Origin of the sequence: Kitasatospora sp. NPDC002227, from assembly GCF_040296285.1 — a bacterium.
GTDB lineage: Bacteria > Actinomycetota > Actinomycetes > Streptomycetales > Streptomycetaceae > Kitasatospora.
Genome location: NZ_JBEOWY010000100.1, coordinates 1 through 9,975 on the forward strand (window position 1 = coordinate 1; position 9,975 = coordinate 9,975).

13 protein-coding genes and 1 pseudogene are annotated in these 9,975 nt (G+C 73.9%); 3 read left to right on the plus strand and 11 right to left on the minus strand.

The genetic code is table 11. From position 1 onward, the window contains the following. Positions 1-91: 91 nt before the first annotated feature. From ABT095_RS38170 to ABT095_RS38205, 8 genes and pseudogenes are all read right to left on the minus strand, one after another. Positions 92-358: pseudogene (locus ABT095_RS38170) on the minus strand (nitroreductase family protein); the annotation flags it as partial. Between the two features lie 17 nt (positions 359-375). Then, positions 376-654, minus strand: coding sequence for an SHOCT domain-containing protein (locus ABT095_RS38175; protein ID WP_350534235.1), 279 nt, complete (start codon positions 652-654; stop codon positions 376-378). A 140-nt stretch (positions 655-794) separates the two neighbouring features. Beyond that, a complete protein-coding gene (locus ABT095_RS38180) occupies positions 795-1,649 on the minus strand; it encodes a universal stress protein (protein ID WP_350534236.1) in 855 nt (284 codons plus the stop codon). A gap of 61 nt (positions 1,650-1,710) precedes the next feature. Next, on the minus strand, positions 1,711-2,406 hold the full coding sequence (locus ABT095_RS38185) for a response regulator (RefSeq protein ID WP_350534237.1): 696 nt from the start codon (positions 2,404-2,406) through the stop codon (positions 1,711-1,713). Between the two features lie 61 nt (positions 2,407-2,467). After that, the gene (locus ABT095_RS38190) at positions 2,468-3,295 is read right to left on the minus strand and encodes a universal stress protein (protein WP_350534238.1); all 828 of its coding nucleotides are present in this window, start codon (positions 3,293-3,295) and stop codon (positions 2,468-2,470) included. A 7-nt stretch (positions 3,296-3,302) separates the two neighbouring features. After that, the gene (locus ABT095_RS38195; RefSeq protein WP_350534239.1) at positions 3,303-3,911 is read right to left on the minus strand and encodes a CBS domain-containing protein; all 609 of its coding nucleotides are present in this window, start codon (positions 3,909-3,911) and stop codon (positions 3,303-3,305) included. Further along, the gene (locus tag ABT095_RS38200) at positions 3,872-4,378 is read right to left on the minus strand and encodes a CBS domain-containing protein (protein ID WP_350534240.1); all 507 of its coding nucleotides are present in this window, start codon (positions 4,376-4,378) and stop codon (positions 3,872-3,874) included. The genes ABT095_RS38195 and ABT095_RS38200 overlap by 40 nt, the downstream gene beginning before the upstream one ends. Next, positions 4,375-4,638, minus strand: coding sequence for a hypothetical protein (locus tag ABT095_RS38205; protein ID WP_350534241.1), 264 nt, complete (start codon positions 4,636-4,638; stop codon positions 4,375-4,377). Before ABT095_RS38205 ends, ABT095_RS38200 begins: the two co-directional genes overlap by 4 nt. Before the next feature lie 161 nt (positions 4,639-4,799). Here ABT095_RS38205 and ABT095_RS38210 point away from each other — a divergent pair, with 161 nt between their 5' ends. Then, a complete protein-coding gene (locus tag ABT095_RS38210) occupies positions 4,800-7,181 on the plus strand; it encodes a glycoside hydrolase family 65 protein (protein WP_350534242.1) in 2,382 nt (793 codons plus the stop codon). Between the two features lie 75 nt (positions 7,182-7,256). Here ABT095_RS38210 and ABT095_RS38215 read toward each other — a convergent pair whose 3' ends face one another. After that, positions 7,257-7,445 carry a hypothetical protein gene (locus tag ABT095_RS38215; RefSeq protein WP_350534243.1) on the minus strand — a complete coding sequence of 63 codons (189 nt, stop codon included), beginning with the start codon at positions 7,443-7,445 and terminating at the stop codon, positions 7,257-7,259. A gap of 219 nt (positions 7,446-7,664) precedes the next feature. Here ABT095_RS38215 and ABT095_RS38220 point away from each other — a divergent pair, with 219 nt between their 5' ends. Then, positions 7,665-8,531: a universal stress protein gene (locus ABT095_RS38220; RefSeq protein WP_350534244.1), complete on the plus strand. Its 867-nt coding sequence runs from the start codon at positions 7,665-7,667 to the stop codon at positions 8,529-8,531. A 13-nt stretch (positions 8,532-8,544) separates the two neighbouring features. Continuing rightward, positions 8,545-9,093, plus strand: coding sequence for a flavodoxin family protein (locus ABT095_RS38225; RefSeq protein ID WP_350534245.1), 549 nt, complete (start codon positions 8,545-8,547; stop codon positions 9,091-9,093). A 16-nt stretch (positions 9,094-9,109) separates the two neighbouring features. On the opposite strand, the gene ABT095_RS38230 is transcribed toward ABT095_RS38225, so the two are convergent. Continuing rightward, positions 9,110-9,439: an ArsR/SmtB family transcription factor gene (locus tag ABT095_RS38230; protein WP_350534247.1), complete on the minus strand. Its 330-nt coding sequence runs from the start codon at positions 9,437-9,439 to the stop codon at positions 9,110-9,112. A gap of 122 nt (positions 9,440-9,561) precedes the next feature. After that, on the minus strand, positions 9,562-9,975 hold a 414-nt coding region (locus ABT095_RS38235; protein ID WP_350534246.1), incomplete at its 5' end, for an STAS domain-containing protein.

The following is a 9,975-nucleotide window of genomic DNA, read 5'->3' on the forward strand; positions in this document are numbered from 1 at the left end:
TGACCCCAGAACTCGCAGTGGTTCCGGCGGAGAGAGTGCTCACCTGCTGGCGGCTACGGCACCGAGTCTCTACGACTCAGCAAGTCCCATTAGGCAGGAGCCGCACCTCGGGCGCCCAGCCGTGGTGCCGGGCCGCGACGCGCAGGTTGAGCACGGCCGCGCCCACCGAGATGTGCAGCGCCCGGCCCTCCGGGTCGGTGGTCGGCAGTGCGCGCTCGGGCACCGCACGGATCTCCAGGGTGGCGGTCTCCGGCACCAGCCGGAAGTGCCAGGGCTGCGTGTTGTGGACGGACGGCGCGGCGACCGCTGCGGAGACCAGCTCCTCCAGGGCCTGCGCGTCCAGGGCCAGTGTGGTCATGACGGTCTCCGTCCTGCTCAGCCCGAGGCCTGGCCGCGTCCGTCCCGCAGGGCGTCCAGGCGGCGGCGGTACTCGTCGGTGTCGATCTCGCCCCGGGCCAGCCGCTCGGCGAGCAGCTGCTCGGGTTCGGGCCGGACCGGCGGGGCGGGCGGCACGGGGTGGTGGTGCGGCGCGTGCCCGGCGTAGCGGAGGAGCACGACCACCGCGACGATCAGCAGACCCAGCAACAGCAGCGTGCCGAAGGTCATCAGGCCGATGCCCCAGCCGTTCATGTCGTGGTCGTTCCAGTACATCATCACGGCCTCCTGGGGCCGGTGGGGCGGCGGGCCGCTGCCCTTCACCGTCCACACTGCGCCGCGGCGGGCCGTCAGTGCTTGGGCCGGTCGGCTCTCTTCACCGGGCCGGTCGGGCTCGGCCCGCCGAACGGTCCCGGCACTCAGCCGAACGGCACCACCGCGACCGGCGCATGGACGTGGTGCACCACCGCCTGGGTGACGGTACCCAGATGAAGCCCGACCGGCGCACGGCGGGCCCGGCGCCCGACCACCACCAGCCCGGCCCCCGCGGCAGCCTCGACCACCTCGCGGGCCGCAGGACCGTGCACCGCGCCCGCCTCCACCCGCACCTGCGGGTACTTCGCCCGCCACGGCTCCAGGGCCTCCGTCAGCCGCTGCGCCGCGTCGACCGCGAGCTCCTGCTCCAGGCTTCCGAACGCGGCGAGCACCGCGAACTCGCTGCCCATCGGGGGCTCCCACGCGTGCACCACCCGAAGTGGCGCGGAACGGAGGGCAGCAGCCTCGAAGGCGAAATCGACCACCGCCTCACCCGGGTGGCTCAGGTCCAGGGCCAGCACCACTCCGGAGCCGTCCGTGAACGCGCCCCCGTCGTCCGCCCGGACCAGCACCACCGGGCAGGCGGCAGCCGCCAGCACCTCCTGGCTCACCGAGCCGATGAGGAAGCCGCGCAGCGCCCCGAGCCCGCGCGAACCGAGGACCAGCATCGACGCCGACCGGCCGGCCGCCTCCAGGGCGGCGGCCGGAGGCTGCGGGATGTGCACCGCGCTCACCTCCACGCCGGAGAGCCTGGCGCGCAGCTCGACCTCCTGGCGGGCCAGCTGCTGCCGCCCCCACCGCACGGCGTCCTCGGTGCCGAGCACGTGGGGTTCGCGCCACGGCCAAGCTTGGAGGAGCTCCAGCGGCAGCTTTCGCCGCATCGACTCCCGGGCCGCCCAGTGGGCGGCTGACACGCTCTCGGGCGAGCCGTCGAAACCGGTGACGATCGGTCCGTTCACAGTCCCTCCTCCTTCGAGAACGCCCCCGCCCGCCCGGGCGGGGCGTCCGTCCCGGCCGGGCTCAGTGCGGCGGCCGGCCGGGACGGTGCCCGGTATCGGCGTGGGCTGCCAGTACGGCCGCCTGCAGCCGCCGTTCGACGCCGAGTTTGGCGAGCATCCGGGAGATGTGGTTCTTCACGGTCTTCTCGGCGAGGTAGAGCTCCAGGCCGATCTCCCGGTTGGTCCTCCCCTCACCGACCAGCACCAGGATCTCGCGCTCACGTGGTGTGAGGGCGGCGAGCGCGGCCTCGGTGTCGCTCTCGTCGTGGTGGCGCAGGCTCTCCATCAGCTTGCGGGTGGTCGCCGGGTCGAGCATCGACTGCCCGGAGGCGACGGTGCGCACCGCACTCACCAGGTCAGCCCCCTTGACCTGCTTCAGCACGTACCCGGCCGCCCCGGCCATGATCGCGTCGAGCAGCGCGTCGTCGTCGTCGAAGGAGGTCAGCATCAGGCAGACCAGCTCGGGCATCCGGTCCCGCAGGTCACGGCAGACGGTCACCCCGTCGCCGTCCGGCAGCCGCACGTCGAGCACCGCCACCTGCGGCCGCAGCGCGGGGATCCGGGCCAGGGCCTGCGCACAGCTCCCGGCCTCACCGACCACCTCGATGTCGGGCTCGGCCTCCAGCAGGTCCCGCACCCCGCGCCGGACCACCTCGTGGTCGTCGAGCAGAAACACCGTCACACGCTGCTCCGGCTTGCCGGGGCCGTTCTCGTCCATGTCCCGCTCCCGAGGGTGGGGTGCCTCACATCCCCTTCGATTCTGCCCGGTCGGCGCGGGATCAGCCGTGCGGCACGACTGCCACCGGGGTGTGAGCGTGCTCGTACACCTCCCGCGCGACCGGACCGAGGCGGCCCCGCGAGCGGCCGAGAACGAGCAGCCGCACGTCCGCCCCACCGCTGAGCAGCACCTCGGCCGCCCGACCCGGCCGCGCCTCCTCGGCCACCGGGCCGCCCGCCGACCGCCGTACCACGTCGTGCAGGCGGGCCAACTCGCGCCGAGCCGTCCCGGCCCGCGCGCAGTCCTCCAGTGCTTCCCAGCCGCGCGGCGGTGTCCAGGCGTACACGGCATGGACCGAGGCCGCCCAGTGTTCCGCCTCCCGTGCGGCGAACGCCAGGACCGGGCCGGGGCTCCCCTCCGGATTCACCCCGACAACCACCCGCCCGCCCACGGCGGGCCCGCCGGCCGCGGCCGGTACGAGGACGACCGGGCGGTCGGCGCCGGCGGCGACGGCCAGTCCCACGGAACCGAAGAGCAGCCCCAGCAGCCCGCCCGGTCGGTGCGAGCCGACCACGACCAGCTCGGCGTCCTCGGCTGCCGTCAGGAGCCCGCGTGGTGCCGGGACCTCGAGCAGCTCGGTCCGGACCTCCACCGACGGATGCTCGCGAACCACCAGGGCTGCCGCTTCCGCGAGCGCGGCCAGCGCTCGGCCGCGCACCTCGCTGATGCCCGGCAGACCCGGTACGGCGTGCTCGGGGTGGCCCCAGGCGTGCGCCAGCCGCAGGGGCAGGCCCGCCCGCTCGGCCCGGGCCGCTGCCCAGCGGACGGCGGCCCCGCTGTCGGGGGTGCCGTCGACGGCGGCGAGGACGTGGCGGTCCACCTCGGTCACCTGACCCTCATACCGTGGCGGCGAGCCGGACTTCGACGTCGACCACGCCGGGCACGACCCGGACCAGACTGCGCACTCCGGCGGCGGTCAGCGCCTCGGGCAACAGCCCGGTGAGAACGATCCGCCCCTCCTCGGCGCCGACCTCGATCTCCGCGAGGGCCTGCGGGTGCAGCGCGGCGAGCAGTTCGAGGCGTACCTGGGCCGCGAGATCCTCGTCCTCCCGGTAGTGCGCCTTCAGCAGATCGGCCCGGCTGACGATGCCGACCAGGTATTCCTCCTCGTCGACCACGGGCAGCCGCTTGAGGTGGCGCCGGGCCATCGTGCGAGCGGCCTCGGCCACAGGCCCGTCCGGGTGGACGGTGACGGCGGGCGCCGACATCAGTCGGCCGGCGGTCATCGCCTCCGCCCGCTCCGCCCCCTCCCGCTCCCGCGCGCTCAGCAGGTCGGCCTCCGAGACCACGCCGATCACGCGGCCGTCGCCGGTGAGCACCGGCATCGAGCTGATCCGCCAGTTCCGGAGCGTGTCGGCGATCTCCGGGTAGGGCGCGTCGCGCCCGACGGCGACGACTGCGCGGGTCATGACGCCGCTGACGGTGTCCCAGCTGTTGCGTTCCATGGTGTGCTCCCGTGGTGGTCGGGCCGCTCGGCGGGGCCCGGGCCCGCGCTGCCTTCGCGCAGCGCGCTCCAGGACACCGGGCCGAGCAGGTCGGCGAGGTGCTGCAGGACGTCGAGGAAGAGGTCGTCGATGGTGAGCACTCCGGCCAGGCGGGCGCCCTCCACGACGGGCAGTCGGCGCACGCCTGTGCGGCGGAAGGCCCGGTAGGCGGCGGCGAGGTCGTCGTCCGCGTCGACCGTTACGGCCGGGGTGGACATGATCTCCCCCACGGTGACGGACGGGTCGCCGCCGGCCGCCGCCCAGCGGACCACCAGGTCCCGGTCGGTGAGCACTCCTCGCAACGCTCCCCTGTCGGTGACCAGGACACAGCCGACCCGCCCCTCGGCCATCCGCCGCGCGGCGTCCCGCACCGGGGCGCCCGGCACCACGGTGACCGGTGGCGTGGTCATCAGCTCCGCGACTCTCATGACACTGTCTCCCGGCAGAACGCCGTGTCCTGGTCCGCTGCGTCCGCCTGGGCCACCAGCACCGCGGCCAGTCGCCGCGCCTCCGCCGGGGTCAGGACGGCCCAGAGCTCGATCCGGTCGTACGGCAGGCAGGCGGTGTCCAGCACGATCCGGGCCGGGCCGGGCGACAGCGCTCCCGGACCGTACCGGACCACGGCGATGTCGCGTCCGGACTCCGTGCGCAGCGTCTCCCGCTCGACGAGCCTCGTCCCCGTTGCCATGGCCACCCTCCTGGGGTCGGTTCGTTCCCCTGGCTCCAGCAGACCCGGCACACCCGCCCCGGGCACAGGGCCGAGCGGCCCCGCCTCCTGGTCCGACCGGCACCGAGCACTGCAGGCCACCACCCAGCAGACTGGGGACGACGGCCGACGGAGGAGGCCTCATGGTCATGCCGGATGCGTGGACGCTCCGCTACGACGGGTTCGACCCCGGGCAGGAGGGGCTCCGGGAGGCACTCTGCGCGGTCGGCAACGGCTACCTGGTGGCCAGAGGCGCGGCCCCGGAGTCGGTGGCGGACGGCGTGCACTACCCGGGCACCTACCTCGCGGGCTGCTACGACCGCACCGGCTCCACCGTGGGCGACCACCGGTTCGCCCACGAGGACCTGGTCAACTGCCCCAACTGGCTGCCGTTCACCTTCCGCTGCGCGGGCGGAGAGTGGTTCACCGGCCCGCCCGAGCGCCAGCGGATCGAACTCGACCTCCGCCAGGGCGTGCTGACCCGCGAGGCAGTCGTGGTGGACGCCGCGGGCCGCCGTACCCGGCTGCTCCAGCGCCGTCTCGCCAGCCAGGCCCAGCCACACCTGGTGGCGCTGGAGACGGTACTCACCGCCGAGAACTGGTCCGGCCGGCTGGAGCTCCGCTCGGCGCTGGACGGCACCGTGGCCAACACCGGTGTCCCCCGCTACGCCGGGCTGACCAGCCGTCATCTCGCTCCCCTGGGCCAAGGTGTGGACCCGGACGGGACGCTGTGGCTGGAGGTCACCACCGGGTCCGGGCAGCGCGTCGCACTCGCTGCCCGGACCCGGGCACACCTCGCGGGCGCGCCCACAAGGCTCGGCCGCACCGAGGAGTTCCAGGCCGGCCGGGCCGCTCAGCTCCTGGCCCTCGACCTCCCGGTGGGCACCCCCCTCACCGTGGAGAAAGTGGTCGCGGTCCACACCTCCCGAGACCCGGCCACCGCCGAGCCGCTCCACTCCGCCCGAAGCCTCGCCGCCGACGCGGACGACTTCGGCCGCCTGGTGCGAGCCCATGCACTTCGCTGGCGCGAGCTCTGGTGCCGCTGCCGGATCGACGCGGACTTCGCCGAGGCCGGCGCGCTGCACCTCAACCTCTTCCACCTGCTGCAGAGCTACTCCGAGCACTCCGCCGACCTGGACGTCGGCATCCCCGCCCGCGGCCTGCACGGCGAGGCGTACCGGGGTCACGTCTTCTGGGACGAACTCTTCGTGCTGCGGCTGCTCGACCTGCGCTTCCCCGAGCTGGCCCGCGCCGTGCTGCGCTACCGCCACCGCCAGCTGGACGCCGCCCGGCAGGCCGCCCGCGCGGCGGGCCGACGCGGGGGGATGTACCCCTGGCAGAGCGCCAGCGACGGCCGGGAGGAGTCCGCCCGCGTCCACCTCAACCCCGTCTCGGGCCGCTGGCTGCCCGACCACAGCCACCTGCAACGCCACGTCGGCTCGGCCGTCGCCTACAACGTCTGGCAGTACTACCAGGCCACCGGCGACCTCGGCTTCCTGGCCGAGGCCGGCGCCGAGATGCTGCTCGAGATCGCCCGCTTCTGGTCCTCCGCCGCCGAGTACGTGCCCGGGCGGCGGCGCTGGTCGATCCGTGGCGTGCTCGGCCCGGACGAGTACCACGACGCCTACCCCTGGGCCACCGCCCCCGGGCTCGACGACAACGCCTACACCAACGTCCTGGCCTCCTGGGTGCTGGCCCGCGCCCAGGACGCCCTCGACCTCCTGCCCGCCTACCGCCGGGACGAGCTGGCCGAGCGCCTCTCGCTCGAACCGGCCGAGCTCGACCGCTGGCAGGAGGTGGGCAGAAGGCTGCACGTACCCTTCCACGACGGGGTGATCAGCCAGTTCGACGGGTACGAGCAGCTCGCCGAGCTGGATTGGGCGGCCTACCGGCGGCGCTACCCGGACCTTCGGCGGCTCGACCGGCTGCTGGAGGCCGAGGGAGACACCGTCAACCGGTACCGGGCGTCCAAGCAGGCCGACACGCTGATGCTCTGGTACCTCTTCTCCGCCCGGGAGGTGCGCGACCTGCTGCGCCACCTCGGCTACCCCGCCGGACACGAACTGATGCGCCGCACCACCTCCTACTACCTGCACCGCACCGTCCACGGCTCGACGCTCAGCTCCGTGGTCCACGCCTGGGTGCTCACCCGCTCCGACCGCCGCGCCTCCTGGGGCCACTTCCGCGACGCACTCACCGCCGACCTGCGCGACGTCCAGGGCGGCACCACCCGCGAGGGCATCCACCTCGGCGCGATGGCCGGCGCGGTCGACCTGCTCCAGCGCTGCTGGACCGGTCTGGAGATCCGCGAGGACGCCCTCTGGCTCGACCCCCGCCTGCCCTCCGCCCTCGGCCGGCTCGACCTCGAACTCCGCTACCGGGGCCACTGGGGCGTGCTGCTCACCGTCGACCACCGAACGCTGACGGTCGGGCTCCGCGAGGGGCACCAGGCACCCGTGCAGATCCGCTTCCGTGGCACGCCGACCACCGTCCGCCCCGGCGAGAGCTACACCTTCAGACTCTGACCCGAGCCGTGCCCGGTCAGCAGCGCGAGGACCCGCCGGAAGCCCGTCGCATCGCCGTCCGCCTCCCCGGTCCGCTCAGGCCGCGCACAGCTCGACGTGGCCGTTGCGCAGTGAGCTGCGGTGACCGTCGCCGAACTCCAGCCGCAGACTGCGGTCCGCACGGACCTCGACCACGTACGCGTCCTCGGCCGTGCCGTACTCCCGGTCACGGTAGACGGTCACTCGGTCGCCCTCGTGGAACTCCCAGGTCTTCGACGTGATCACCGTACTCACCTCCGTGTGATGCCTCCACCCTCCGCCCGGCCGCGTCCCGGCCACGAGGGGCCAGGGCCCCCACTACGCCCTCCCCGCGACCCCAGGCCCGCGCCGCTGCCGACCCTGGTCCCCTGGGCCGATCGGCCCTCCCCCGCGGGCACCGGGCCGCCTAGCGTGGGTGGCAGCCGGCCGCGTTCGCACCCGGCCGCCGGACCAGGTGGAGGAACCATGACTACCAGCGGTGAACGCCGTCCGATCGTCCTCGGCGTCGACTCCCTGAACATCAGCCCGATGGTGGTGGACTGGGCCGCGGCCGAGGCCACCCGGCGCAACCTGCCGCTGCGACTGGTGCACGCCGTCCTGCCCGAGGCCTACGAGCTGCGCGGATTCGACGGCGGCCGCTTCCACGAGGCGCTTCGCCACAGCGGCGAGACGGCGCTGGAGAAGGCGATGGCCCTGGTCCACGAGCGCCACCCCGCTGTCGAGACCACCTCACTGCTCGCGGAGGACAATCCCGCCAAGGTGCTCTGCCGGGAATCCGAGCGGGCCCAGCTGCTCGTCCTGGGCTCCCGCCGGATGAACCGGCTGGAGGAATGGCTCAGCGGATACTCGGTCACAGTGCCGGTCAGCGCCCAGGCCCACTGCCCCGTCGTGGTGATCCGCGCACCGGAACACGTCACCCAGCAGCCGCCCTACGTCGTGGTCGGCGTGGACGGCTCCCGCTCCGCCGCAGCGGCCGTCGAGTTCGCGGCGGACTTCGCCACCCGGCGCCGGGCCGCACTGCGCGCGGTCAGCGTCTGGCAGGTCCCCCTGATCGTCCCCGCCGAGGAGCACGCGGTGGCCGAGATGATCCGCGAGCAGCTCCACCAGGCCACCGCCGGACTCACCGACCACGACCCCGACCTCGACCTCACCCACGAGGTCCTCACCGGCCACCCCGTCGAGCAACTGGCCCAGGCCTCCGCCCACGCCCTGGCCGTCGTGGTCGGCCGCCGCGGCCGGGGCGGCTTCACCGGCATGCGGCTCGGCCCCGTCCCGCACGGGCTGCTGCACCACGCACACTGCCCCGTCATCACCGTCCCCGCCCACCACTGAGAGGTGAACAGCGATGCAAGCACTGGTCGTGTACGAGAGCCTGTACGGCAACACCCGCGAGGTCGCCGAGGCGATCGCCGAAGGAGTCCACGAGGCACGCCCGGAAGCCACCGTTCGCTGCCTCCCGGTCGCCCAGGCCGCTCTGACCGAACCCGTCGACCTGCTCGTGGTCGGCGGACCGACCCACCTGCACGGCATGACCACCGGCCTCACCCGCCGAATGGCCGCCAAAGCCGAGTCCGGCAAAGCCGGCCACACCGAACAGGCCCACGAAGCCGCCACCACCGCCGCCGGCCCGGGGCTCCGCCGCTGGCTCCACGCCCTCCCCGACACCGAACCCGGCACCCCCGCCGCCGCCTTCGACACCCGCGCCGACATCAAACACCCCGGCGGAGCCGCCGAGGGCATCGCCCGCCGCCTCTCCCACCACCACTACGACGTCCTGGCCGAACCCGAAGGCTTCATCGTCGAGGAGACCGACGGCCCCCTGCGCTCCGGCGAAATCGCCCGCGCCAAGGCCTGGGGCGCCGAACTCGCCCGCCCCTCCCGCGTAGCGCAGTGACTGGCCCGGCCTCTCGTCACCGATCGCCGCGCAGGTCGTCGAGGAGTTCGGCCTGGCCGGTCAGGAGGTCGCCGAGGATGGAGCGGGCGACGGCCAGCAGGTCGGCGATCTCGGGGCTGGCGATGCGGTAGTAGGTGGCGCCGCCTTCTCGATGGCTGGCCACCAGGCGGGTCCGGCGCAGGATGGCGAGTTGCTGGGAGAGGTGGGCGGGTTCGACGCCGACCTCCGGGAGCATCTCGGCGACGGCGTGCGGGCGCTCGCTGAGCAGTTCCAGGACGCGGATGCGGACGGGGTGGCTGAGGGCTTTGAAGAACTCGGCCTTCAACTGGTACAGCGGCACGCCCACCACAGGAGGCGACTGCCGGGCGTCAGCGTTCACGTCGTCACCGTCTCGATCCAGCCCTCGAACAGCAGAACATCATCAGCTGCCGACCCTAGCAATCCCGATGACCGGTCGAGGACGGCCGGTCAGGTACGCCCGAGTGCGCCGAGCGCGGCGTCGGCGTCCGGTTGGACAACGAGGACGCCGGCCGTGACGGCGGCGAGCAGCGCGGGCGCGGGTCTCTCGCGCAGACCGCACACCACCAGACGGGTAGGGCCTTGGCCGAGCCGCTCGGCTGCGGCCACGATGCCCGCTTCGCCGTGCTGGTTCCAGCCGGTGAGGGCGGACAGGTCGACGACGACCCCGTCCGGGCATCGTGCGCGAGCCCATTCGACGGCCCCGTGGAGTCGGTGGGTGGTCCGTTCGCTCAGGAAGCCGGACAGGCGCAGAATGCCGACCTGGCCGGCCTGATCGAGATCCCACTGCATACTCACCGCCGCCCCCTCGCACCACGGACGGGGCGGCGGTGAGTGCGAAGCCGGCCCGCGCGACCGTCGCGG